Below are 23,607 nucleotides of genomic sequence, written 5' to 3' on the forward strand. Positions count from 1 at the left end.
GTGTTCGCGATGCCCGGTGACGTCCGCCAGGAGGAGGCGGCCGGCTGCAACGCGCTGCTGCGGAACGGGGAGGCGGCGGCGTGCCTGGGCCCGGGTGATGTGTGGAGGGTGCTGAAAGTCGACCCTCTGGCGGCGGTTCCTCCTGGGACGATGGGTTCGTGGGAGGACCTCTCCGTGGAAGCGAAGGGGGCCTTCGCGATGTTGGACCGGGTTCCCCGGAGCTTCGACGAGGTGCTGGTCGGCAGCACCTACTCACCGGCGGCGCTCGCCAGCGCGCTGGTGGAGCTGGAATTGACGGGGCTGGTCATCCAGCACCCCGGAAGGCTGTACGAAAGAATCTAGGTAGGAGAGTCATGGCCACGCGGACGAAGAAGAAGGTGGAAGAGACTGAGGCGGCCGAGGAGAAGGCGCCCGCCAAGAAGGCCGCCGCCAAGAAGAAGCCTGCGGCCAAGAAGAAGACCGCCGCCAAGAAGAAGACGGCGGCCCGCCGCCGCACCAAGAAGGGCGACGAGGACGAGCTCCCCACCGTGGAAGCAGACGCGGAGGAGGAGGCCACGCCCCGTGGCAAGGGCCCGCATTACCTGGTCGTCGTGGAGTCTCCCGCCAAGGCGAAGACCATCAAGAAGTACCTGGGCTCCGGCTACACGGTGAAGGCCTCCGTGGGCCACGTGAAGGACCTGCCCAAGAGCAAGATGGGCGTCGACGTGGAGCACGACTTCCGGCCCGAGTACACGGTCATCAAGGGCAAGGAGAAGGTCCTCAACGAGCTCAAGAAGATGGCGAAGTCGGCCGACCGCGTCTTCCTGGCCACGGACCCCGACCGCGAGGGCGAGGCGATTGCCTGGCACATCAAGGAGGAGCTGGCGCATCCCGACGCGCTCCGGGTGACCTTCAACGAAATCACCAAGAAGGCCATCCAGGAAGCCATCGCCCAGCCGCGCCAGCTCAACCAGGACAACTACGACTCGCAGCAGACGCGCCGCATCCTCGACCGGCTGGTGGGGTACCAAATCTCCCCGCTGCTCTGGAAGAAGGTGCGCCGGGGCCTGTCCGCCGGCCGCGTGCAGTCCGTGGCGGTGCGCCTCATCGTGGAGCGCGAGGACGAAATCAAGGCCTTCGTCCCGGAGGAGTACTGGACGCTGGACGCGCTGCTGGAGGGGCCCTCCGGCCCGCCGCCGTTCAAGGCCAAGCTGTCCAAGCTGGACGGCAAGAAGGTGGAGCTGAAGGAGCGCGTCTTCACGGAGAGCCTGGTCGCCGAGCTCCAGACGGCCAACTTCGTCGTCGCCAAGGTGGACCGCCGCGAGCGCCGCCGCAACGCGCCCGCGCCGTTCATCACCTCCAAGCTCCAGCAGGAGGCGGCCAACCGCCTGTCCTTCACCGCGAAGAAGACGATGACGCTGGCGCAGCGCCTCTACGAAGGCGTGCCGCTGGGGGACGAGGGCCAGACGGCGCTCATCACGTACATGCGTACGGACTCCACCCGTCTGTCCGACGACGCGGTGAAGCAGGTGCGCGAGCTCATCGGAGGCAAGTACGGCAAGGACTTCCTGCCCGACGAGCCCATGGTGTACCGCAGCAAGAAGAGCGCCCAGGACGCGCACGAGGCCATCCGGCCCACGGCGCTGGAGTATCCGCCGGAGCGGGTGAAGCCCTTCTTCGAGGCCATGGGCGAGGAGGACATGTACCGCCTCTACGAGCTCATCTGGAACCGCTTCGTCGCGTGTCAGATGAAGCCCGCCGTCTATGACCAGACCAGCGCGGACATCGCCGCGGGCCGGGCCACCTTCCGCGCCTCTGGCAGCACGCTGAAGTTCGCCGGCTACCTGGCGGTGTACGGCGCGGGCCTGACGCCGGAGGAGGAGGCGGAGAAGGAGAAGGCCAAGGCCGCCGGTGACGACAACGCCGCGGAGGGCGCCGATGCCGTGGGCGAGCTGCCGGTGCTCAACGACGGTGACGCGCTGAACCTCCAGAAGCTGCTCCACGAGCAGCACTTCACCCAGCCGCCCCCGCGCTTCAGTGAGGCCACGCTGGTGAAGGAGCTGGAAGAGCGCGGCATCGGCCGCCCGTCCACCTACGCCGCCATCCTCTCCACCATCCAGGACAAGAAGTACGTGGAGAAGCTGGAGGGGCGCTTCCGGCCCACGGACCTGGGGAACATGACCAACGAGATGCTGGTCAAGCACTTCCCCCACGAGCTGGATGTCACCTTCACGGCGAGCATGGAGGAGAAGCTCGACCAGATCTCCGAGGGCGGCGCCAACTGGAAGGCGGTGCTGCACGACTTCTACGGGCCCTTCAAGGAGACGCTCGAGAAGGCCGAAGCGGAGATGCGCGACGTCAAGCGGGAGGAGATCAAGACGGACATCCCCTGCGAGAAGTGCGGCAACCTCTTCGTCATCAAGTTCGGGAAGATGGGGCACTTCCTCGCGTGCTCGAACTACCCGGACTGCAAGAACACGAAGGACTTCAAGCGGGACGCCGAGGGCAAGATCGTCATGGTGGAGGAGGAGACCACCGACGAGATTTGCGAGAAGTGCGGCAAGCCCATGGTCATCAAGCGGGGCCGCTTCGGCCGCTTCCTGGCCTGCTCCGGCTACCCGGACTGCAAGACGTCCAAGCCCATCTCCATCGGCGTGTCGTGCCCGGAGTGCAAGGAGGGCTACCTGACGGAGCGCCGCAGCGGCCGTGGGAAGATCTTCTTCGGTTGCAACCGCTACCCGGACTGCAAGTTCGCCGCGTGGGACCGGCCGCTGGCCGAGCCGTGCCCCACCTGCGCGTCGCCCTACCTGCTCCAGAAGTTCTCCAAGCGGGACGGCCCGTACGTGGCGTGCCCCAACAAGGAGTGCGACTACCGGCGCGAAATCACCGAGCAGCCCGGGGGCCCAGGTGGGTCACCCGAGGCCTCCTCGGCTGCTTGAAAGCCCAGTAGTTACATGGGCATGGCCCGTCCTCGGCTTGACAGCCTTGGCGGGCCCGCCCTAGAAGTCCAGGCTGCTCCCTCCCCGGGAACGTCGAACGGGTGCCCGCGTCCTGATGGGCGCGCCCCGGGGGGCGGGCGTCGAAAGGACTCTGGGCGCAATGATTCCCTCGGTAAGCGAGCTGCTGCTGGACGTGACCCTCGCGGCCACGGAAGGGGGCAAGCTGGGCGTCACGGACTCCGTCATCAAGTTCTTCAAGGATGGCGGACCGTTCATGTTCGTGAACCTGTTCTGGCTGGCGTGCTCGCTGGCGGTCGCGCTGGAGCGCGTCGTCACCCTGGTGTTCCGCTACAACCTCAACGCGCCGCCCTTCATGGAGCAGATCGCCAAGCTGGTGCGCAGCGGCAACCTGGACCGCGCCGTGAAGGTGTGCGCCATGGCGCCCAACGCGCCGCTGGCCAAGGTGGTCCGCGCGGGCCTGGTGAACGCCAACCGCGGGGAGATTGAGGTCTCCAAGGCGGTGGAAGAGGCCATCGTCGAGCACAGCCCGAACGTGTCCAAGCGCATCCCCTGGCTGTGGTCCCTGGCGAACATCGCCACGCTGGTGGGGCTGGTGGGCACCATCTTCGGCCTCATCGGCACCTTCCAGGCGCTGGGCAACGTGCCGGCGGAGCAGAAGCAGGTGCTGCTGTCGGACGGCATCTCCAAGGCGATGAACAACACCGCCTTCGCGCTCTCCATCGCCGTCATCTGCATCGTCTTCCACCTGTTCCTCACGTCATACGCGAAGAGCATGGTGGAGGGGATGGAGCTCTACGCGCTCAAGCTGGAGAACCTCCTGTCGCGCCGCGGGTCGGTGGACCCGGCCACCACGGAGCTCGAGGCGCGCGCGTCGTAGAGCGCGAGGGCACGCGGCCATGGCGTTCCACTACTCCCGGCGCAAGCTGAAGGTCCGTGAGGAGGAAGAGGCGGGCGAGCTGAACATCGTCCCGTACCTCGACATCCTCATGAACCTCATCATCTTCATGCTGCTGTCCATCACCGGCCTGGCGACGTTCGGCATCATCAACGTCAACGCCCCCGCCTACGGCGCGCCGACGACGGGCATGGCCCAGGAGAACCCGGACGACGCGCCCAAGCTGACGCTGTCCGTGCTCATCTCCAAGAAGGGGCACTTCGTCAGCAGTGAGAACGCCATCCTCGGCGAAGCGGGCACGCCCACCATCCCGGTGAAGGCGGACGGCGCGCACGACTTCCGCGCGCTCAACGCGAAGATGGTGGAGATCAAGTCCGCCTTCCCCAAGGAGACGAAGGTCATCGTGGGCGCGGACCCGGACGTCCCCTACGAGACGCTGACGCAGACGTTGGACGCCATCCGTGAGACGCAGGGCCGCGAGCGCCGGCTGCTGTTCCCGGACGTCACGCTGGGAGCCATCTAGGCCATGGACACGCCTGACGCGGAAGCCGTGGCGCGGATGAGCTACCGCCGGGCCCTGGCGCGCAAGAAGCGCAAGGAGCGCGAGGCGGCGGGGGAGATCAAGGAGCTGAACATCACCGCGATGATGGACATGATGACCATCCTCCTGGTGTTCCTGCTCAAGTCCTTCGCCTCGTCCTCCGCGGCGGTGACGGCGTCCGAGGACGTGCGTCCGCCCGTGTCCTCCACGCGCGCCACGCCCAAGGACACCGTGGCCGTCACGATTACGCCCAGGAACGTGCTGGTGGGTGAGCGGGAAGTCCTCCGGCTGCGGAACGGTCAATTCCCAGCCGACCAGCTCCAGGGGCGGTTGGTGCTGCCGCTGGACGCGCAGCTCAAGAAGGAAGTGGAGAAGCTGAAGTACATCGCCGCGCGCAACCCGTCGGCGCCCTTCAGCGGGGAGCTGTCCGTCATCGCGGACAAGAAGATTCCCTACGACATGCTCCTCACCGTGCTCTACACGGCGGGGCAGAACGAGCTGGAGAACTACCGCTTCGTGGTGCTCCAGAAAGAAGGCGAGTAGCACGCTCCCAGGGCGGCACCGGGAGCGCGCGCTCGCAGCGACTCAGAGGGACGGACTGGCCATGGGGCCGCCGCGCGTCTCGAGCTCGTGGATGCTGGCGTCCTCCTCGCAGCGGATGGCGAAGGGCAGGGCCTCCAGCCGTTCGATGGGAATCTCGAAGCCGCAGTCCACGCACTCGCCGAACACGCCCATCTCCATGCGGCGCAGGGCCGCGTCGATGAGCATGATTTCGCGCCGCTGTGACTCCATCAGGCTGGACAAGGTGTAGTCGGCCAGCTCGGACTGCGCGTTCTCTTCGTACTCGGGGTCCCGCTCCTGGTTCTTCAGGGCGGTGAGCTCGCGGTGCGCACCCTCGTTGGCGCTGAGGATCTCCCGGCGGCGGCGCTGCAGGAGTTCACGGACCCGGTTCAGGTCCTGGATTCGGCGGGTGGCCATGGCTTCGGTACTCCCAGTCTTCGAGTTCAGTGGCGCTCGCCCGGATGCAGGCCGCCCCCGAGCGGCGAACGCGAGAAACGTAGGGGTCCAACCCAGGTAGGGAAACCGCGCCTTCCAGCCGGGGGGGAAGGTGGGCCGGTGGGCAGCCGGCCAGGCGTGAATCCGGAGCGACAGCGAGGGGTTGCACACCGCTGAATCGACGCTGGGCCCGGGTGTGTCAGTCCTGCTAACAGTTGCTGGACGGCCCCGCGGCGCGGGCTTGGAGGAAGCGGATGGCGGATCAGAAGCAGCGGGTGACGGTGATTGGCGGCGGCCTGGCGGGGACGGAGTGCGCCTACCAGCTCGCCCGCCGCGGGGTGCCGGTGGTGCTGCGGGAGATGAAGCCCCAGAAGCGTTCGCCCGCGCACAAGTCGGACGCGCTGGCGGAGCTGGTGTGCAGCAACTCGCTGCGCTCGGACAACCCGGAGAGCGCCATTGGCCTGCTGCACGCGGAGCTGCGCGCGCTGGGCTCGCTGGTGTTGGGCGCCGCGGACGCGAACCGGGTGCCCGCGGGTGACGCGCTGGCGGTGGAGCGCGAGCGCTTCTCCGCCGCGATTACGGAGTCCCTGCTGCGCCTGCCCGGTGTGGAGCTGGTGGCCGGCGAGGTGGAGCACCTGCCCGAAGAGGGCCCGGTGGTGATCGCCACGGGGCCGCTCACGTCGGACGCGCTGACGCGCGAGCTGGAGCGCCACGTGGGGACGAAGCTCTATTTCTATGACTCCATCGCGCCCATCCTGTCGGCGGACTCCATCGACATGGACGTGGCGTTCCGCCAGAGCCGCTACGGCAAGGGCGGCGGGGACGACTACCTCAACCTGCCGATGACGAAGGACGAGTACTACCGCTTCATCGCCGAGGTGAAGGCGGGCCAGAAGGTGGTGCCGCACGCTTTCGAGGAACCCAAGTACTTCGAAGGGTGTCTGCCCATTGAAGTGATGGCCGAGCGTGGCGACGACACCCTGGCCTACGGGCCCATGAAGCCGGTGGGCCTGCGGGATCCGCGCACGGGCCAGGAGCCCCACGCGGTGGTGCAGCTGCGCATGGAGGACGTGGGCGGCACGTCCTGGAACATGGTGGGCTTCCAGACGCGGCTGACCTGGGGTGAACAGAAGCGCATCTTCAGCGGCTTCATCCCCGGACTTCAGCAAGCGGAGTTCCTCCGGATGGGGCAGATCCACCGGAACACCTTCATCGACTCGCCCCGGCTGCTGGCGAAGGACTTGTCGCTGAAGACGGAGCCCCGGCTCTACTTCGCGGGGCAGGTCTCCGGGGTGGAGGGCTACGTGGAGAGCGCGGCCTGCGGATACCTGGTGGCGTTGGCGCTGCACGCCCGGCTGACGGGGACGGACTTCGTGCCCCCGCCGGCCACCACGGCGATGGGCGCGCTGCTGCGGCACGTGACGGGGGAAGCGCACCCGCCGGACTACCCGCATCAGCCCTCCAACATCATCTTCGGCATCTTCCCGCCGATTACCGGGCGGATGAAGAAGGCGGAGAAGCGCGCGGCGTATTCGGCGCGAGCGAAGCAGGACCTGGCGGCATGGCTGCCGCAAGCGGGCGTCCCGGCGGCGGGCGCCTCCGACCACGATGACCAGAGGAGCGCATGATGCGGATGCGGCAGGGGCGGCTTTGGACCGCGGGCCTGGTGGCCTCGCTGGTGATGGCGGGCACGGGCTGCAAGCAGGGGGAGTCGGAGGCGCCGGGTGTGAAGCGCACCAAGGCCGCCGCGACGGCGGAGAAGCCGCCTCCGCCCGGTGCCCCCGGCGCGGGGCAGGGCACGCTCCTGGCGTCGGGCCGGGTGACGGACCTGCGCGTGACGCCGGACGGCCGCTTCGCCACGTACCTGGTGAATGGGAAGAAGCCCGCGCTGGACGGCATCCCGCCGCAGATGGTGCTGGGCGAGCTGTACGTGGTGCCCGTGGAGGGCGGCGAGCCGCGCAAGCTGGGCGAGGGCGTGACGAACGTGCCGGGCGGCCAACTGGTGGCGCCAGGCTCGAAGCACGTCCTCTTCGTCACCGGCTACAACCCGGCGACGCAGTCGGGCGCGCTGAACGTGGCGCCGCTGGAGGACGCGAAGGCGGCGCCCGTCGTGCTGGGCACGGCGGTCAGCTACATGCTGCCCAGCCCGGACGGGACGAAGCTGGCCTTCGTGGATGGCGGCAAGCTGAAGCTGGGCGCGCTGCCCTCGGGGCCCTTCACGGACGTGGCGGGGGAGGTCAGCACGGCCCAATTCACTCCGGACGGCAAGACGCTGCTCTTCAAGCGCCGGCTGTCCGCGGCGGGGGGCCTGGCGGCCATCTCCGTGGAGCAGCCAGACGCGCCGCCCGTCAAGCTGGGGGACCAGGTGGGGGACTACGAGGTCTCCCCGGATGGGCAGCGCGTGGCCTTCCAGGTGCGCAGCGAGTCGGTGCGAGGGTTGTATGACCTGTACCTGGCGGCGCTGCCGGAGCTGAAGGCGAAGCGGCTGGCGGTGGCCTCGGGGGTGTTCGCCTTTTCGCCCGACGGCAAGTGGCTGGCGCGCACGGAGAATGGCAAGCCGAACGTGCCCGGGGACCTGCACCTGGGCCCGGCGACGGGCGGCGCGGGGCGCAAGCTGGGCGTGCAGGTGGAGAAGCTGGCCTTCTCGCCGGACTCGCAGGCGGTGGGCTTCCTGGAGAAGTACGACTCGACGGCGAACGCGGGGCTGATGTCGGTGGCCGCGCTGCCGGACGGGAAGACGAAGCAGGTGGGGGGCCGCGTGCCCAACTTCGTGTGGGGTTCGGACGGGCGCTACGTGGCGTTCCTCTCGCGCATCCTCAAGCCCGCGTACTCGGTGGACCTGCTGCTGTACACCCTGGGCGAGGAGCGGGCGGCGAAGGTGCAGCAGGGCGTCTTCGGCTATGGCTTCACGCCGGGCAACGGGCAGGTGGTGTTCCGCACCAACTGCATCCGCAATGGGCGCTCGTGTGACTTCATGGCCATGGACCTGCCCCGTCAGGCGGACCCCCGCACGTGGCTGCAGGGCATCTTCAGCTACAAGCTGTCCGAGGACGGCCAGCGGGTGCTCGTCACGTATGCCCGCATGGATTCGGACACGTATGACGTGGCGGTGTACGACGTGAAGACGCAGGCGCGGAAGACGCTGGACCAGGGCGTCCAGGTGCCGGTGTCCTTCGGGGGCAAGAATGACTCGCTTGCCGTGTACGCGATTACGCAGGGGCCGAAGGCCGGCATCTACAGCGTCCCCGCGACGCCGTAGTTTTGACTGTTGAGGATCGTGCGCTTCGCCGGGCGGTGTGCTTACTTCCGCCGCCCGTATGGCTTCGCTCATCTATCGCCGCTACGGCGGCTCGCTCCAGGTCGACATCCCCTCCTTCGATGTGCTGGTGGAGGCGATCCGCATCCCCGAAACGCAGTGGATTGCCACGGCGTGCCCGTTGGAGGGCTTGAGCTGTGACCCCCGCCTGCTGACGTTGATGGACGCGGACGGCAACGGCCGCATCCGCGTGGCGGAGGTGCGCGCGGCGGTGGACTGGGCGGCCCGGCAGCTCAAGGACCGGCGCGGCGCGGACGCTGCCAGTGACGTGCTGGCGCTGGACGCGCTAAGCGAGGAGGCGCGGCCCCTGCGCGGGGCGGCGGAGATGATTCTCCGGACGCTGAAGGCGACGGACGCGGGGCGCATCTCCCTGGCGCAGGTTCGCGAGAGCGAGAAGGCGCTGCGCGAGTCCGGGCAGAACGGGGATGGCATCATCGCGCCCGCGCACCTGCCCGAGCACCTGCGACCCCTGGCCCAGGCGCTGATGGCCAGCTTCCCCGCGCTGACGAACCGGGCGGGGCAGGCGGGCGTGGACGCGACGCTGGTGAAGCGCTTCCGCGAGGAGCGCGCGGCGCTGCTGGCGCACCGGGAGAAGCAGGGCTCCGCGTTCGTCTGGGGTGACGTCAGCCTGGAGACGGCGAAGCGCGTGCGCGACGTGGCGCCGCTGCTGGATGCGTACTTCGTGCAGTGCCGGCTGGTGGCCGCGCAGCCCGAAGCGGCGGCGAGCCTGCGCCTGCGCGCGGAGCGGGTGGAGGGCGCGCTGGGTGACGTGGCGGCGCTGGGGAAGGCGGCGGGTGACCTGCCTGTTGCCCCGCCGGATGCGTCGGGCGTGCTGGAGTGGTCCCGGCTCCTGCGCGGGCCCGCGTACGAAGCGCTGGAGGCGTTCCGGACGGACGTCGCCACGCCGATGACGGGGGACTCGCAGCGGCTGTCGGACTCCGCGTGGCGGGCGCTGGCGGCGAAGGCGGACGGCGTGCTGGCGTGGCAGGCGCAGCTCGAGGCGAGCCCGGTGCGCAAGCTGATGGACACGCTGCCGTCGGTCTCTGACGCGGACCTGGATGCCCTGGACGCGGCGAGCGCGGCGGACCTCGCGCTCAAGCCCACGCTGGACGCCATCAACGAGCTGGAGCGGCTGGTGCTCTACCAGCGCTGGCTGCTGCTGTTCACGAACAACTTCATCAGCATGCCCAGCCTCTACATGCCCAAGCGGTCGGCGCTGGTGGAGCGGGGGACGCTCATCCTGGGCGGGCGCAAGTACACGCTGTCGGTGCTGGTGACGAACCGGGCCGCGCACTCCGCGCTGACGTCGTTGGGGACCACCTGCATCCTCTACGTCCAGGTGGCGCCGAAGGACGGCACGCCCGGGTATGAAGTGGCGGTGCCGGTGACGAGCGGCCGGAGCACGGAGCTCGCGGTGGGCAAGCGGGGCGTCTTCTACGACGTGGCCGGCGTGGAGAGCGACGCCATCGTGACGCAGGTGGTCCGTCAGCCCGTGTCGCTCTGGGAGGCGATGACCATGCCCTTCACGCGCATCGGCGCGTTCATCACCAAGAAGGTGGAGGGCCTGGCGTCGGCGGGCGAGAAGACGTTCGATACGACGCTGGAGCAGGGCTACACGAACGCGACGAACGCGCCTGCTCCGGCGGCGGGCGCGGCTCCCGCTGCCGCGGCGGCGCCCGCGGGGGGCGGCCTGGCGGGCATCGTGGCGGCGGGCGGCCTGGCGGCGGCGGCGCTGGGGTCGTCCTTCGCGTTCATCATGACGCAGGTGAAGTCGCTGACGCTGGTGGACCTCATCTCCGCGGCGACGCTGATTGCCATCGTGGTGATGGCGCCCGCGGGGTTGCTGGGCTGGCTGAAGCTGCGCCGGCGCAACCTGGCGCTGCTGCTGGAGGGCTCGGGCTGGGCGCTGAATGACCGGTTGATGCTGACGCCGGAGCTGTCCTCGCTGGTGACGCGTCGTCCGAAGCTGCCGGCGAACGCCCGGGTGGACCGCATGGACATGGTGCGCTCGGCGCTTGCCCGGCAGCAGCAGGACGACGAGGCGGAGGGCACGTCCGGGTGGACGAAGCTGGCCATCACCTTGGCGGTGATTTTCGTCCTGCTCTGGCAGGTCCGGATTCCGCTGCTGACCTGGTTCTGCCACGCGGGCTGGTTGTCGCAGGACACTTGCCTGGCGGTGCTGCCGTCCCAGCCGGAGCCGGCTCCGGCGGCGGTCGCGCCTGCCGCGGCTCCTGCCAAGGCGCCGTAGGCTCACCGCGAATCTTGCAAGGATTTCTCCGGCCCGTAGGCTCGTCGTTGATGACGACGAGCCTCTCGCCCCTGCTGGAGCAGTTCCGCGCCCACCTGGAGGACGAGAAGGGCTCGTCCCCGCACACGGTGCGCAACTACCTCATCGACCTGGTGGACTACGAGCGCTACCTGGTGGAGCGGATGAAGCTGTCGCTCCTGTCGGGGACGCACGCGGCGATTCGTGGCTACCTGGGCACGTTGAGCACCGACCACGCCCCGGCGAGCCGGGCGCGGCGGCTGGCGAGCATCAAGTCGTTCTACAAGTACCTGGTGCGGCAGAAGCTGCTTCCCGCGAGCCCGGCGAAGCTGGTGAAGAGCCCGAAGCTGCCGAAGACGCTGCCGAAGGTGCTGCCGGTGGAGGAGGTCTTCGCCATCCTGGACATGCCTGACCTGAAGACGGTGCTCGGGCGGCGGGACAAGGCGATTCTCGAGCTGCTCTACGGCGGCGGCCTGCGTATCAGTGAGCTGTGCGGGTTGGGCCTGCTGGACATCGACCGGAGCGGACGAATCGTCCGGGTGATGGGCAAGGGGAGCAAGGAGCGGCTCGTGCCCGTGAATGCGCAGTCCATCCGGGCGCTAGAGGCGTACCTCGCGCGGCGGGGGGAACTGCTGGCCACGATTCGCAAGGACCAGGCGCCGGAGGCGATGTTCCTCAACTTCCGGGGCGGACGGCTGACGCCTCGGAGCATCGCGAGGCACCTGGATACATACGTGCTGAAGTGCGCGCTGACGCGGAAGGTGAGCCCGCACGCGATGCGCCACTCCTTCGCCACGCACCTGCTGGGCGGCGGCGCGGATATCCGCAGCATCCAGGAGCTGCTGGGCCATTCGAGCCTGTCCACCACGCAGCGGTATACCCAGGTGACGTGGGAACAGCTCCAGCAGGTCTACGACTCCGCGCATCCACGGGCGTGATGTGAGCAGTCCAGGCGATACAAAGTGATGCAGACCGTGGCCGCCATGGCGAACGCGCTGGCCTGGCTCTTCCTGGCCCTGGGTCTGCTGACGGACGGGTACACCGCGTTCCTGTTCCTGAGTACAGCACGCAGGGAGCGGATGGCTTCTGGCGTCCCCGTGGTCGCATTGATTTTCTACGCCCAGTTCTGCTCCATTCGTGTGGCGCTGTCCCTGCCCTGGTTTGCCCCGGTCCTCGCGGCGCTGTGTCTCGTTCATCTGGGCGTACAGTGGGGCCTGCCCGTGGCATTGGGGCGTCGGTGGTCGTGACGGCGACGCAGGGGGGGCGGAGGGGTAGCGAATCCCCACGCGCGGTGGCATAGCTGATCGATGTGACCCCTCCCGCGCTCATCACCCTTGGCGTCCTCGCCGTGTCCCTGGTGCTCTTCGTGAGCGACCGGGTGCGGCTGGACATCGTGGCGTTGCTCGCGCTGCTGTCGCTCCTCCTCTTCGACATCCTTCCGGTAGATGCGGCGCTCGCGGGTTTCAGCAACCCGGTGGTCATCATGCTCGTGGGGCTCTTCGTGATCGGCGGCGCCATCACGGAGACGGGACTCGCGGGGTGGCTGGGACAGCGGCTGGGCCACCTCGCTGGGGAAGGGGAGGGGCGCACCATCGCAGTGGTGATGCTGGCCACCGCCGCGCTGTCCGCCTTCATGAGCTCCACGGGGACCGTGGCCATCCTGATGCCAGTGGTGGGGACGCTCGCCCTGCGGCGTGGAATCCCGCCCGCTCGCATCTTCCTGCCCTTCGCGTTCGCCGCCCACCTGGGCAGCATGCTGACGCTCATCAGCACCCCACCCAACCTCATCGCGAGCGGGGCGCTCCGGGACGCGGGCCATGAGCCGTTCCGCTTCTTCACCTTCTTCCCCATCGGCGTGGTGATGCTCGCCGCGGGCATGCTGTTCCTCATCTTCGTCGGCAAGTACCTGCTGCCCTCGGCGGCGCAGGGGCAGGTCGCGGCGCAGGCCGTGCTGTCGCCCGAGGACTTCGCCAGTGAGTACGGCCTGGGGACGTTGCTTCATGCCCTGCGCGTTCCTCGTGGCTCGAAGCTCGTAGGCCGGACGCTCGGCGAGGCCAACCTCCGCTCCGCGCACGCGGTGAACGTGGTGGGCATCTCGTCGGCGGGCGCGGCGCATCCGGTGGTTCCGCACCGCCCCTTCGGACCGGACGAAGTCCTCGTCATCCAGGGCCATGAGGAGGCCGTCGCCGCGACGGTGGAGCATTGGGGCTTGGAGCGCCTCCCGTCCCTGCAGTCCCTGTCACTGCCTCCCGAGGAGTCGCTCGCGGAGGTGGTGATTCCCCGCCGCTCGGCGCTGGCGGGCCATACGCTCCGGGAGGCGCGCTTTCGTGACCAGTTCCGGGCCACGGTGCTCGCGATTCGCCGGGGCACGGACGCGGTGGTGGATGCCTCCTCTCCCGCCCTCAAGGACTTCACGCTGCGGCGCGGCGACACCCTGCTCGTGAAGGGCCGCAAGAAGCACCTGCGCAACCTGTCCGAGGCCCGAAGGGACCTCATCCTGCTCGCAGAGCCCGACCCGCGGACCGACCGCCTCGCGGACCCGCGCAGGGCGGCGCTCGCCGTCGTCATCACCCTGGCGATGCTGACGGTGATGGCCCTGGGCCTGCTGCCCAACGTGGTCGCCGTGTTGCTCGCGGCGGTGGCCATGGTGCTCACGGGGTGCGTGCGCTCCGTGGACGTCTACCGAACGGTCAACTGGGAGAGCGTGGTGCTCATCGCCGGGATGTTCCCGCTGGCCACCGCGCTGGAGCGGACCGGCGTGACGCAGCTGGCGGTGGCGGGCCTGGAGGGGCTCTTCACCGGGGCCAGCCCTCACGCCGTATTGGCGGTGCTCGCCATCGTGACGTCCACCCTGGGCCTGTTCATCTCCAATACGGCCACCGCCGTCCTCGTGGCCCCCGTGGCCCTCCGCATCGCGGAGACCCTGGAGCTTCGGCCCGAGCCGCTGTTGATGGGGGTGGCCATCGCCGCGTCGGCGGCGTTCGCCACGCCCATCGCGTCGCCCGTGAACACGCTGGTCATGAGCCCCGGAGGCTACCGGTTCGCCGACTACGCCCGGGTGGGCATCCCGCTCCAGGCGCTCATCGTCGCGCTGGCGGTGCTGGTGGTTCCGTGGGTGCTCCCTTTTTGAAGTCTGAGAGCAGACAGCCAGTCACTGTTCCTTGGAAACGCCGCGTCCGGCTTGTTAAACCCCGGGTCCTATGTTCCACGGCACCACCATCCTCTGCGTGCGGCGTGACGGGAAGGTCGCCATCGCCAGCGACGGCCAGGTCTCCCTCGAAAAGACCGTGATGAAGAACACGGCGAAGAAGGTCCGCCGCCTGGGTGAAGGCCAGGTGCTCGCCGGCTTCGCGGGCAGCACCGCGGACGCCTTCACGCTCTTCGAGCGCTTCGAGACCAAGCTCAAGGAGCACCAGAAGAACATGGCCCGCGCCTGCGTGGAGCTGGGCAAGGACTGGCGCACCGACCGCTTCCTCCGCCGGCTGGAGGCGCTCCTCATCGTCGCCGACAAGGAGAAGACGTTCATCCTCTCCGGCGCGGGCGACGTGATTGAGCCCGACTACGGCATCGCCGCAGTGGGCAGCGGTGGCCCCTACGCCTTCGCCGCCGCGCGCGCGCTCATGGCGCACACCCAGATGTCCGCTCGCGACGTGGTCCACCAGTCGCTCACCATCGCGGGTGAAATCGACATCTACACCAACGCCAACATCTCCATCGAAGAGCTCTAGGAGACACACCCCGTGGCCGAATCGCGCAAGTTGTCCGCCTTCACGCCTCGCGAGGTCGTCAGCGAGCTGGACCGCTACATCGTCGGACAGGACGCCGCCAAGCGCGCCGTCGCCATTGCCCTGCGCAACCGGTGGCGCCGCCAGCAGGTCAACGACGACCTGCGCGACGAAATCCACCCGAAGAACATCATCATGATTGGCCCCACCGGCGTGGGGAAGACGGAGATTGCCCGCCGGCTGGCGAAGCTCGCGCAGGCGCCCTTCGTCAAGGTGGAGGCCTCCAAGTTCACCGAGGTCGGCTACGTCGGCCGTGACGTCGAGTCGATGATTCGCGACCTCGTCGAGGCCGCCATCGCGCTGGTCCGCGAGGAGGAGACCGAGAAGGTCGGCCCCCGCGCCGAGGAGCTGGCCGAGGACCGCCTGATTGAGCTGATGCAGGGCAACGGCGTGAAGGCTTCGTCCGCGACGCCGCCGTTCGGCTTCGCCCCGCCGCCCCCCCCGCCGGCCCAGCGGGTCAGCGACACCGCGCGAGAGAAGTTCCGCGCGCAGCTCCGCGCCGGCACCCTGGATGACGTGGAGGTGGAGGTGGAGACCGCGGAGTCGTCCCCCACCTTCATGCGGGGCTTCTCCGGCCAGGGCATGGAGGAGATCGGCGTCAACCTCCAGGACCTCTTCAAGAACATGCCGGGCATGAACAAGACGCGCCGTCGCCGCGTGCGCGTGCCCGAGGCGCTCCAGCTCCTGCGCAAGGAAGAGGCCGCCAAGCTGGTGGACCCCGACCGCGTCCAGCGCGAGGCCGTGGTCCGCGCCGAGATGAACGGCATCATCTTCATCGACGAAATCGACAAGATCGCCAGCCGCGAGGGCGGCAAGGGCGGGGGCGGCCCGGACGTGTCCCGGGAGGGCGTCCAGCGGGACATCCTCCCCATCGTCGAGGGCTCCACCATCAACACCAAGTACGGCGTCGTGAAGACGGACCACATGCTCTTCATCGCCGCCGGCGCCTTCCACGTCTCCAAGCCCAGCGACCTCATCCCGGAGCTGCAGGGCCGCTTCCCCATCCGCGTGGAGCTGGAGCCCCTGACGGGCGAGGACCTGGTCCGAATCCTCCGGGAGCCGAAGAATTCACTCCTGCGACAGTACACGGCGCTGCTCGGCACCGAAGGTGTGCGTCTGTCCTTCACCGACGACGCGGTGACGGAGCTGGCGCGCATCGCCCAGCAGGCCAACGAGCGCACGGCGAACATCGGCGCCCGGCGGCTGCACACCATCCTGGAGCGACTGCTGGACGAGGTGTCCTTCTCCGCCAGTGAGCTGGGGCCCCGGGATTTCCAGGTGGACGCCGCCTACGTGCGCGAGCGCCTGGCCGCCATCGTCCAGGATGAGGACCTGTCGCGCTACATCCTGTAGCGCGCTATATGCGGAGGGGCACCGTACCGCACGAAGGATGACTGCCTTGTCGCACTCCGAGCCTTCCCCCTCCGCATCGTCCGACGCCTCCACCGACGCCCTGGTCCAGAAGGCGAAGCGCCACCTGCTGCAGAACTACAAGCAGCCGCCCTTCGTGCTGGTTCGGGGCCAGGGAACGCGCGTCTGGGACACGGATGGCCGCGAGTACCTGGACCTGATTGGCGGCATCGCCACGTGCGCGCTGGGCCACTGCCACCCGGACGTGGTGTCCGCGGCGAAGGCGCAGCTCGACTCGCTGTGGCACGTCTCCAACGCGTTCTATTCGCAGCCGCAGATTGACCTGGCCGCGCAGCTCACCGAGTGGTCCGGCCTGTCGCGCGCGTTCTTCTGCAACTCGGGCGCGGAGGCGAACGAGGCGCTGCTCAAGCTGACGCGCAAGGTGATGAAGGACCGCGGCACGCCGGAGCGCTTCGAGGTCATCTCCTTCGACAGCAGCTTCCACGGCCGCACCCTGGCCACCGTCACCGCCACCGGCCAGACGAAGTACCAGAAGGGCTTCGAGCCGCTGCCCCCCGGCTTCACCCATGTGCCCTACGGCGACCTCGCGGCGGTGCGCGCGGCCGTGGGCCCGGCGACCGCCGCCATCCTCGTGGAGCCCATTCAAGGGGAGGGCGGGGTGCGCGTGGCGCCCCAGGGCTTCCTCGCCGGGCTGCGCGCGCTGTGTGACGAGCACGGGCTGCTGCTGCTGGTGGACGAAGTGCAGACGGGCATGGGGCGCACCGGCAAGCCGTTCGGCTTCATGCACGAGGGCATCGTCCCGGACGGCATCAGCGTGGCCAAGGCGCTGGGCAACGGCCTGCCCATTGGCGCCATGCTCTGCAAGGACGAGCTGGGCGCAAGCCTCACGCCGGGCACGCACGGCTCCACCTTCGGTGGCAACCCGGTGGCCGCGGCCGCCGCCAACGCCGTGGTGCGCATCCTCCGCCGTCCCGGCTTCCTGGACGAGGTCCAGGAGAAGGGCGCCTACCTCATCGCCCGGGCGCGTGAGCTCCAGGGCCGGCTGCCCGCGGGCCGCATCCAGGCCGTGCGCGGCCAGGGGCTGCTGCTGGGCGTGGAGCTGGATTGCGAGGTGGCGCCCGTCATCGCCCGACTGCGTGGGGAGGGGCTGCTGGTGAACGCCGCTGGCGAGCGCACCCTGCGCTTCGCGCCGCCCTTCATCGTCACCGAGCGCGAGCTGGACGAAGGCCTGTCCATCCTCGAGCGCGTGCTCGCCAGCAACTGACGGGCGTGGCCGTCTTCCCTCTCTTGGAGTCAGGACTCGGACCGTCACTGTGAGTGCGCCAAACACGATCATCGGGCTGGGGGCCCTGACGGATCACCTCGCCACGGTGCCCCAACTGGATGCGGCTCGGCTTCAGCTCACCGCGGAAGAGGGCGCGGTGCTCCAACTCGTGGGGCGCGTGGAGCGCATCGACCAGGTGCTGGCGCGCTCCAAGCTGGGCGAGCCGCGCACCATCGCCGTGCTGCTGGCGCTGCGGGCCAAGGGCGCCATCGTCCCCGCGCGGGTGGTGCCTCGGGGCGCGCCCGCGCCCGTGGTGGACGCGGCCATGGCGGAGGCCGTGGACCTGGAGCCGGAGCGGAAGAAGGAAATCATCGAGCTGGAGCGCGCGCTCGACGCGATGGACCACTTCGCCGTGCTGGGGCTGAAGCCCGGGGCGCCGGCGGCGGAGGTGAAGCAGGCGTACTACAACGCCTCGCGCCGCTTCCATCCGGACCGCTACTTCGGAAAGAACCTGGGCAGCTTCCGCGCCCGAATGGAGCGCATCTTCCGGCGCCTCACGGACGCGCACAACGTGCTGATGCAGCCCGACAAGCGCGAGGCCTACCTGCGCGCGAATCCGGCGCTGGCGCAGGCCGAACGCGCCGCCGCGCCGCCGCCAGCCGCCGCGCCGCCGCCTCCCGCGCCCGCGCAGCAACTCCTGACGCCTGAGCCGCCGCCGGTGCACCGGGTTTCGCCGCCTCCCCCCGCGCCCCGGCCGCCCGTGGCGTCCAGCCGGCCCTCGTCCATTCCGCCGCCATCGCGTCCGCTGGCGCCGCCGCCGGAGGATGGCGCGTCCGAAGCGCGCCGGGCGGAGCGGCAGGCCCGGTTGGCCCGGCATCCCTACCTGGCCCGCACGGGGCGGTTGGCCGAACTCATGGCCCGGGGCAAGGCCGCCATCGCCAGTGGTGACTGGGAGCGGGCCTATCACGACTTCCATCAAGTCCAGACGATCGACCCGAAGAACCGCGAAGCCGCGCTTCTCCTGGTCAAGGCGCGCCGGGGGCATGACTCGCAGCGGGCGACCATCGAAGTGGCTCGGGGGCGGGAGATGGAGCAGCATGGTGACACCCACGGGGCCATGGCTGCCTACCGGCTCGCCTGCTCGCTGGACGACCAGAACGCCGAGGCCGCCTGGCGCTGCGCCCGTCTGGGGCACCTGCTGGGGCAGGATGCGGCCGAAAGCCGAGGGCTGGCGCAACGCGCCGTGGAGCTGGACCCCGACAAGGTCGAGCACCAACTGACGTTGGGAAAGGTGCTGTTGGACGGCGGATCGAAGAAACTCGCCAAGCGGGCCTTCGAGGATGCGGCGAAGCTGGCCCCGGACAACGCGGAAGCGAAGGCGGCGCTCAAGAAGCTGCGCTGGACGTTCTAGGAGTGAGTACGGTTCCCCATGGCTGAGCCCGAACCCCTCATTGGCATCGACCTGGGAACGACGAACAGCATCGTCGCCACCGTCCAGGACGGCCAGCCCGTCGTCATCAAGAACCGCACGGGGCAGGGGCTCACGCCCTCCGTCGTGGCCATGGCGAAGAATGGCAAGCGGCTGGTGGGCAGCATCGCCAAGCGGCAGGCCATCACCAATCCGCAGGAGACGGTGTACGCGGCCAAGCGGCTCATCGGCCGGAAGTTCTCCTCGCACGAGGTGCAGGACTCGCTGCGCGCGCTGCCCTACGAGGTGGTGGCCGGGCAGCATGACGACTTGCGCATCCGCATGGGCGGCAAGGACCTGTCCGTCCCCGAAATCAGCGCCATGATTCTCCAGGAGCTGAAGGCGGACGCGGACGCGCACTTCGGCCGGCCCGTCACCAAGGCCGTCATCACGGTGCCGGCCTACTTCAACGACGCCCAGCGCCAGGCCACCAAGGACGCCGGCCGCATCGCCGGGCTGGACGTGCTGCGCATCATCAATGAGCCCACGGCGGCGGCGCTGGCCTACGGCTTCGGCCGCACGGTGAACGGGCGCGTGGCGGTGCTGGACCTGGGCGGCGGCACCTTCGACGTGTCCGTGCTGGATATCTCCCAGGGCGTCTTCGACGTGGTGGGCACCGGGGGTGACACCTACCTGGGCGGCGAGGACTGGGACAACCGCATCATCGAATGGCTCGTCTTCGGCTTCGCGAAGGAGCACGGCATCGACCTGCGCAAGGACCGCATGGCGCTGCAGCGGCTCAAGGACGCGGCGGAGAAGGCCAAGGTGGAGCTGTCCAGCGTGCGCGAGGCGGGGCTCAACCTGCCCTTCATCTGCACGCCGCCCGGCGGCGGGGCGGCGCTGCACCTCCAGGCCACGCTGAGCCGCGAGAAGCTGGAGGACCTGACGTCCGACCTGGCGGAGCGGGTGGTGGGGCTCACCACCGAGGTGCTCGGCGAGGCGGGGGTGCGCGCCTCCGAGCTCAAGGAGGTCATCCTCGTGGGCGGCATGTCGCGCATGCCGAAAGTCGTGGAGGCCGTGCGCGGCTACTTCCGCCGCGAGCCGTGCAAGGGCGTCCACCCGGATGAGGTGGTGGCGCTGGGCGCGGCGATCCAGGCCCACGCGCTGGTGCAGGCGGAGCACGAGCTGCTCCTGCTGGACGTGACGCCGCAGAGCCTGGGCGTGGCCATCGCCGGGGGCTCCGTGCGCCGGCTCATCCCCAAGAACACCACCGTGCCCACGTCCGCCACGGAGGTCTTCGCCACGTCGAAGGACTTCCAGCGCGTGGTGAAGATCATGGTGCTCCAGGGCGAGCACGACCTGGCCCACCAGAACGAGCTGCTGGGCGAGTTCGCCCTCACCGGTCTGCGGGAGGCGCCGCGGGGCCAGGTGGAGATTGACGTCACCTTCGACATCAACGCGGAGGGCATCGTCTCCGTGCACGCGAAGGACCGGGAGACGGGGCTGCGCCAGTCAATCACCGTCACCGCGTCCAGCGGCCTCACGGAGGAGGAGCTCCAGCGCATCATGGACGAGCAGCGCGGCTACCTCATCGCCGCGCGGGCGTCCGAGGAGCTGAAGACGCGGCGCGTGGCGCTGGACTCGCTGGCGCGCGACGTGGTGGACGCGCTGACGCGGGCGCGGCTGCTGCCGGGCGGAGGGGGGCTGGCGCCGGAGGTGATGCCTCGCGCGGAGCAGGTGCTGGAGCATGCGCGTGCGGTCCGGGCGGGCGAGGACGTGGCGGCGCTGGGCCGCGCGTGTGAGCTGCTCACGGGATGTCTGGCGCAGCTCAAGGGCCCGGCGCCGAGCGGCACGGGGCGGTAGATGAGCAGCCAGCGCGCGAACCAGCTCATCGAGGCAGGACTGTGGCTGCGCCTCAGTGGCGACGTCCAGGGGGCGCAGCGTCTCTTCGAGCGCGCGCTGGAGCTGGATCCGACCAACCCCCGCGCCCGGGAGTACCTGGCGGCCGCCGCGGGTGCGCCGTCACGGGGCGCGGCGACGCCGTTCGAGCGGCCCGCGGAGTTGGAGCCCACGCTGGGACGGCTGGCGCCCACCGACGCGGACCTGCCCGTCTCACCGGCGCTGGAAGGCGACTGGGGCGCCTGGGCGGAAGGGCAGGGCGGCCCCTCGGACGGCGGTGGCAAGTCACCCTCGGCGCCCGTCGTCCTTCCGGAGGCGCTGGAAGGCACGCCGGCGGACGTGCTGGAGCTGCTGTCGCGCGACGTGGTCATCGAGTTCGACGAGCCCGTCATCCAGACGAAGGGGGACACCGACGAGTTCGGCATCCCCGAGGGCCACACCCAGGAGTTCGGCCTCCCCGTGGTGGAGAGCGAGCTGGACCTGCTCCTGCGCGGGGCCGAGGACCTGCTGGAGCTGGATGACCACTCCGGGGCGGTGGACCTGCTCTTCAAGGCGAAGGAGCTGGCGCCGTCCGACGTCCGCGTGGAGTCGCTGCGCGCGCGCAGTGAGCGGATGCTGATGGCCCGGCTGGAGTCCAAGCTGGGGGACCTGGGCCGGGTGCCCGCGGTGCGCCTGCAGCCGGACGACATCATCTGGCTCAACCTGGACCACCGCGCCGGCTTCGTGCTGGCGCAGATTGACGGCTCGGTGAGCTACGAGGACCTCTTCTCGCTGTCGGGGATGACGCGGCTGGATACCGCGCGCATCCTCGTCCAGCTCATCGATGAGGGCGTCATCTCCGCGGGCTGACGGCTAGCCGCGGATGATGGCTGACCACGTGCCCTTCACCACCAGGGCGCCGTGCTGGTTGCGCGACTCGCTGGTGACGACGACGAAGCCCATGCGGGCGCGCTCGTAGAGGTCCGCGACGCGGCCGGTGGTCGTCATCACGTCGCCGGGGCGCATGACGTCCAGGAACTCCAAGTCCTGCTCACCGTGCACCAGCATCTGCATGTTGATGTTCAGCGCGGGGTCCGCGATGGCGGCGCTGAAGGGGCGGATGGCGAAGACGACGGCGAAGCTGGGGAAGGCGATGAGGCCCCCGTGCGGCCCCGCCTGGGCGGCCTGCGCGTCGTAGAGGAGCGGGCTGACGTGCGCGGGGGGCTCGCCCGGCGTCCCGGCGCCCGGCTTCGCGCCGCCGACGGCGAGCGTGAACTCGCGCAGCTTCTCCTCGCCCAGGGTGTAGCGGTAGGGGCCGTACTCACGGCCAATGAATTGCTTGTCGAGCGCCATGGCCGTTACCCGATGAAGGCTTCGACGACGGCGCCCTTGAGGACGTCCTCGCCGCGCTGGTTGGTGGCTGAGACTTCCGCCGTGAGCCGCCCGTCCTGGACGGACGTGACGCGGCCCTGGAAGGTAATCGTGTCCTCGGGCCGCACCGGGCGCGAGAAGCGCGCCTTCACGCGGCGGACCCGGCCCGGGTCCTCCACGAAGCCGGCGATGGCTTCCACCACCCAGCCCAGGGTGCACAGCCCCTGGAGGATGTTGCCGTTGAGCCCGGCGGCGGTGCCTGCCTCCGGGTCGATGTGGATGGGGTTGTAGTCCCCCGAAGCGCCCGCGTAGTAAATCGGCCGGTACCGGTCGCACTCGCGGACGTGCGTGAACGTGTCGCCTGGCTGGTAGGTGCGTGGCATGGGAACCGTGGATCTACCACGGCTGGCCGCCGCGCGTGCTCAGGGACGCTCCGCGTCGGGTGCGCCGCCCTGATCCAACGGGTCGTCCTCGTCCGAGCCCTCACGGCGCTTGCGGTACTGCTCCCGCACGTAGGCCACGAGCTGATCCAGATAGGACGACAGGGGAGGGCACCGCACGCCCGTGCCGTCCAGCAGCTCCAGCGTGTTGTGGCAGTTATAGATGGCCAGGTGGTTGACGTAGCTGATGGCGGCGCGCTGCGGGCGGGCCAGCTTCTCCAGCAGCGGCAGCCGCAGCATGACGTCCGCGGCCCGCGCGGAGAGGTTGAAGCGCGGCAGCTTCTTGTTCGACTTCTCCGCGATGAGCTCGTACACGCGGCGCGCGCTCATCGGGTTGGGGTCCACCAGGTGGAAGGTGTTGCCCTGGGCGCGCGGGTCCTTCGACAGGCGCCACACCGCCTCCACCACGTAGTCCACCGGCACCACGTTGAGCGGCGCCACGCCGTTGCCCGGCAGGGGCAGGGGCACCACCAGCGGCGACGTCACCAGCAGGATGCCCAGGTAGTAGGGCCCCTCGAAGCGGTCAATCTCCCCCGTGCGGGAGTCCCCCACCACGCTGGAGGGCCTGAAGACGGTGATGGGCAGGGTGGCGCCCGCGCGCTGCACCAGCCGCTCCGCCTGGAACTTCGTCTCCTCGTAGGCGTTGCGGAAGCCCTGGCCCCGGTCCAGCTCGTCCTCGGCGATGACGCCCAGGCGGTCTCCGGACACGTAGCAGGTGGAGAAGTAGTTGAAGCGCGTGAGCTTCCCGCAGTCCCGGGCCAACTCCAGCAGGTTGCGGGTGCCGTCCACGTTGACCCGCCAGGCCGTCTCCTTGGCCACGCCCAACTGGGCCACCGCCGCCAGGTGGAAGATGTCCGTCACCCGCTCGCACAGGCGCTGGTACTCCTCGCCCGACAGGCCCAGGTGCATGTCCACCACGTCACCGGTGAGCAGCTCCACCTTGGCGCCCTTCACCTGGGCGGCGTGCTGCTGGGCTTCCTTGAATGACTTGGGCTGCACCAGCGCGTAGATGTGCCCCTTCGGGTCCTCACGGGCGATGTGCTCCACCAGCCGCTTTCCGATGAACCCCGGGTAGCCGGTGAGGAAGTACGTTCCGGCCGTGGCCTTCTTGCGCGTCTCGCTCATGCGGCGCGCAGC

At 69.5% G+C, this 23,607-nt stretch carries 20 protein-coding genes and 1 pseudogene; 17 read left to right on the forward strand and 4 right to left on the reverse strand.

Going from position 1 to position 23,607, the window contains the following annotated elements; all coding sequences use genetic code 11:
- The 5 genes and pseudogenes from HV824_RS22385 to HV824_RS22405 form a co-directional block, all read left to right on the forward strand.
- A pseudogene (locus HV824_RS22385) lies at positions 1-342 on the forward strand (DNA-processing protein DprA); the annotation flags it as partial.
- Positions 343-353: 11 nt separating this feature from the next.
- Complete coding sequence (topA, locus tag HV824_RS22390) at positions 354-2,918, forward strand: type I DNA topoisomerase (protein ID WP_176418580.1); 2,565 nt, start codon at positions 354-356, stop codon at positions 2,916-2,918.
- A 160-nt stretch (positions 2,919-3,078) separates the two neighbouring features.
- Positions 3,079-3,816 carry a MotA/TolQ/ExbB proton channel family protein gene (locus HV824_RS22395; protein ID WP_176418579.1) on the forward strand — a complete coding sequence of 246 codons (738 nt, stop codon included), beginning with the start codon at positions 3,079-3,081 and terminating at the stop codon, positions 3,814-3,816.
- A 19-nt stretch (positions 3,817-3,835) separates the two neighbouring features.
- The gene (locus tag HV824_RS22400; RefSeq protein ID WP_176418578.1) at positions 3,836-4,357 is read left to right on the forward strand and encodes a biopolymer transporter ExbD; all 522 of its coding nucleotides are present in this window, start codon (positions 3,836-3,838) and stop codon (positions 4,355-4,357) included.
- Positions 4,358-4,360: 3 nt separating this feature from the next.
- Positions 4,361-4,918, forward strand: coding sequence for a biopolymer transporter ExbD (locus HV824_RS22405; RefSeq protein WP_176418577.1), 558 nt, complete (start codon positions 4,361-4,363; stop codon positions 4,916-4,918).
- 42 nt (positions 4,919-4,960) lie between these two features.
- Here the strand turns inward: HV824_RS22405 and HV824_RS22410 are convergent, their stop codons facing one another.
- Positions 4,961-5,353 (reverse strand): TraR/DksA family transcriptional regulator, encoded by a 393-nt coding sequence (locus tag HV824_RS22410; protein ID WP_176418576.1) that lies wholly within the window; start codon positions 5,351-5,353, stop codon positions 4,961-4,963.
- 272 nt (positions 5,354-5,625) lie between these two features.
- Here HV824_RS22410 and trmFO point away from each other — a divergent pair, with 272 nt between their 5' ends.
- The 12 genes from trmFO (at position 5,626) to HV824_RS22470 (ending at position 21,529) form a co-directional block, all read left to right on the forward strand.
- Positions 5,626-6,999, forward strand: coding sequence for a methylenetetrahydrofolate--tRNA-(uracil(54)-C(5))-methyltransferase (FADH(2)-oxidizing) TrmFO (trmFO, locus tag HV824_RS22415; RefSeq protein WP_176424185.1), 1,374 nt, complete (start codon positions 5,626-5,628; stop codon positions 6,997-6,999).
- A complete protein-coding gene (locus HV824_RS22420) occupies positions 6,996-8,630 on the forward strand; it encodes a PD40 domain-containing protein (protein WP_176424186.1) in 1,635 nt (544 codons plus the stop codon). The genes trmFO and HV824_RS22420 overlap by 4 nt, the downstream gene beginning before the upstream one ends.
- Before the next feature lie 58 nt (positions 8,631-8,688).
- Positions 8,689-10,935, forward strand: a complete 2,247-nt coding sequence (locus HV824_RS22425; protein WP_176424187.1) for a kinesin — start codon at positions 8,689-8,691, stop codon at positions 10,933-10,935.
- 50 nt (positions 10,936-10,985) lie between these two features.
- On the forward strand, positions 10,986-11,891 hold the full coding sequence (locus tag HV824_RS22430) for a tyrosine recombinase XerC (RefSeq protein ID WP_176418572.1): 906 nt from the start codon (positions 10,986-10,988) through the stop codon (positions 11,889-11,891).
- Between the two features lie 27 nt (positions 11,892-11,918).
- On the forward strand, positions 11,919-12,200 hold the full coding sequence (locus HV824_RS22435) for a hypothetical protein (protein ID WP_176424193.1): 282 nt from the start codon (positions 11,919-11,921) through the stop codon (positions 12,198-12,200).
- A gap of 62 nt (positions 12,201-12,262) precedes the next feature.
- On the forward strand, positions 12,263-14,083 hold the full coding sequence (locus HV824_RS22440; RefSeq protein ID WP_176418570.1) for an SLC13 family permease: 1,821 nt from the start codon (positions 12,263-12,265) through the stop codon (positions 14,081-14,083).
- A 70-nt stretch (positions 14,084-14,153) separates the two neighbouring features.
- Positions 14,154-14,681 carry an ATP-dependent protease subunit HslV gene (gene hslV / locus HV824_RS22445; RefSeq protein ID WP_176418569.1) on the forward strand — a complete coding sequence of 176 codons (528 nt, stop codon included), beginning with the start codon at positions 14,154-14,156 and terminating at the stop codon, positions 14,679-14,681.
- 12 nt (positions 14,682-14,693) lie between these two features.
- Complete coding sequence (gene hslU, locus HV824_RS22450; RefSeq protein WP_176418568.1) at positions 14,694-16,091, forward strand: ATP-dependent protease ATPase subunit HslU; 1,398 nt, start codon at positions 14,694-14,696, stop codon at positions 16,089-16,091.
- A 37-nt stretch (positions 16,092-16,128) separates the two neighbouring features.
- A complete protein-coding gene (locus tag HV824_RS22455) occupies positions 16,129-17,373 on the forward strand; it encodes an acetylornithine transaminase (protein WP_176418567.1) in 1,245 nt (414 codons plus the stop codon).
- Positions 17,374-17,422: 49 nt separating this feature from the next.
- Positions 17,423-18,784, forward strand: coding sequence for a DnaJ domain-containing protein (locus HV824_RS22460; RefSeq protein ID WP_176424188.1), 1,362 nt, complete (start codon positions 17,423-17,425; stop codon positions 18,782-18,784).
- A gap of 18 nt (positions 18,785-18,802) precedes the next feature.
- The gene (gene dnaK / locus HV824_RS22465) at positions 18,803-20,644 is read left to right on the forward strand and encodes a molecular chaperone DnaK (protein WP_176418565.1); all 1,842 of its coding nucleotides are present in this window, start codon (positions 18,803-18,805) and stop codon (positions 20,642-20,644) included.
- A complete protein-coding gene (locus HV824_RS22470; protein ID WP_176424189.1) occupies positions 20,645-21,529 on the forward strand; it encodes a tetratricopeptide repeat protein in 885 nt (294 codons plus the stop codon).
- Positions 21,530-21,532: 3 nt separating this feature from the next.
- On the opposite strand, the gene HV824_RS22475 is transcribed toward HV824_RS22470, so the two are convergent.
- From HV824_RS22475 to HV824_RS22485, 3 genes are read right to left on the reverse strand one after another with little or no spacing between them, the layout of a single operon-like run.
- A complete protein-coding gene (locus HV824_RS22475) occupies positions 21,533-22,012 on the reverse strand; it encodes a MaoC family dehydratase N-terminal domain-containing protein (protein ID WP_163784431.1) in 480 nt (159 codons plus the stop codon).
- Between the two features lie 5 nt (positions 22,013-22,017).
- Complete coding sequence (locus HV824_RS22480) at positions 22,018-22,413, reverse strand: MaoC/PaaZ C-terminal domain-containing protein (RefSeq protein WP_163784430.1); 396 nt, start codon at positions 22,411-22,413, stop codon at positions 22,018-22,020.
- A gap of 39 nt (positions 22,414-22,452) precedes the next feature.
- Complete coding sequence (locus tag HV824_RS22485) at positions 22,453-23,595, reverse strand: SDR family oxidoreductase (protein WP_176418563.1); 1,143 nt, start codon at positions 23,593-23,595, stop codon at positions 22,453-22,455.
- Positions 23,596-23,607 lie beyond the last annotated feature (12 nt).

This window comes from Myxococcus sp. AM009 (assembly GCF_013372605.1).
In the GTDB taxonomy this organism is placed as follows: Bacteria; Myxococcota; Myxococcia; order Myxococcales; family Myxococcaceae; genus Myxococcus; species Myxococcus vastator.

What these genes read in the sequence shown, in the direction of transcription:
- HV824_RS22400 (WP_176418578.1), top strand. Translation starts at nt 3,836, where the DNA reads ATGGCGTTCCACTACTCCCGGCGCAAGCTGAAGGTCCGTGAGGAGGAA.
- hslV (WP_176418569.1), top strand. Translation starts at nt 14,154, where the DNA reads ATGTTCCACGGCACCACCATCCTCTGCGTGCGGCGTGACGGGAAGGTC.
- trmFO (WP_176424185.1), top strand. Translation starts at nt 5,626, where the DNA reads ATGGCGGATCAGAAGCAGCGGGTGACGGTGATTGGCGGCGGCCTGGCG.
- dnaK (WP_176418565.1), top strand. Translation starts at nt 18,803, where the DNA reads ATGGCTGAGCCCGAACCCCTCATTGGCATCGACCTGGGAACGACGAAC.
- HV824_RS22480 (WP_163784430.1), bottom strand. Translation starts at nt 22,413, where the DNA reads ATGCCACGCACCTACCAGCCAGGCGACACGTTCACGCACGTCCGCGAG.
- HV824_RS22430 (WP_176418572.1), top strand. Translation starts at nt 10,986, where the DNA reads ATGACGACGAGCCTCTCGCCCCTGCTGGAGCAGTTCCGCGCCCACCTG.
- HV824_RS22420 (WP_176424186.1), top strand. Translation starts at nt 6,996, where the DNA reads ATGATGCGGATGCGGCAGGGGCGGCTTTGGACCGCGGGCCTGGTGGCC.
- HV824_RS22395 (WP_176418579.1), top strand. Translation starts at nt 3,079, where the DNA reads ATGATTCCCTCGGTAAGCGAGCTGCTGCTGGACGTGACCCTCGCGGCC.
- HV824_RS22410 (WP_176418576.1), bottom strand. Translation starts at nt 5,353, where the DNA reads ATGGCCACCCGCCGAATCCAGGACCTGAACCGGGTCCGTGAACTCCTG.
- HV824_RS22470 (WP_176424189.1), top strand. Translation starts at nt 20,645, where the DNA reads ATGAGCAGCCAGCGCGCGAACCAGCTCATCGAGGCAGGACTGTGGCTG.
- HV824_RS22425 (WP_176424187.1), top strand. Translation starts at nt 8,689, where the DNA reads ATGGCTTCGCTCATCTATCGCCGCTACGGCGGCTCGCTCCAGGTCGAC.
- topA (WP_176418580.1), top strand. Translation starts at nt 354, where the DNA reads ATGGCCACGCGGACGAAGAAGAAGGTGGAAGAGACTGAGGCGGCCGAG.
- HV824_RS22435 (WP_176424193.1), top strand. Translation starts at nt 11,919, where the DNA reads ATGCAGACCGTGGCCGCCATGGCGAACGCGCTGGCCTGGCTCTTCCTG.
- HV824_RS22405 (WP_176418577.1), top strand. Translation starts at nt 4,361, where the DNA reads ATGGACACGCCTGACGCGGAAGCCGTGGCGCGGATGAGCTACCGCCGG.
- HV824_RS22485 (WP_176418563.1), bottom strand. Translation starts at nt 23,595, where the DNA reads ATGAGCGAGACGCGCAAGAAGGCCACGGCCGGAACGTACTTCCTCACC.
- HV824_RS22455 (WP_176418567.1), top strand. Translation starts at nt 16,129, where the DNA reads ATGACTGCCTTGTCGCACTCCGAGCCTTCCCCCTCCGCATCGTCCGAC.
- HV824_RS22475 (WP_163784431.1), bottom strand. Translation starts at nt 22,012, where the DNA reads ATGGCGCTCGACAAGCAATTCATTGGCCGTGAGTACGGCCCCTACCGC.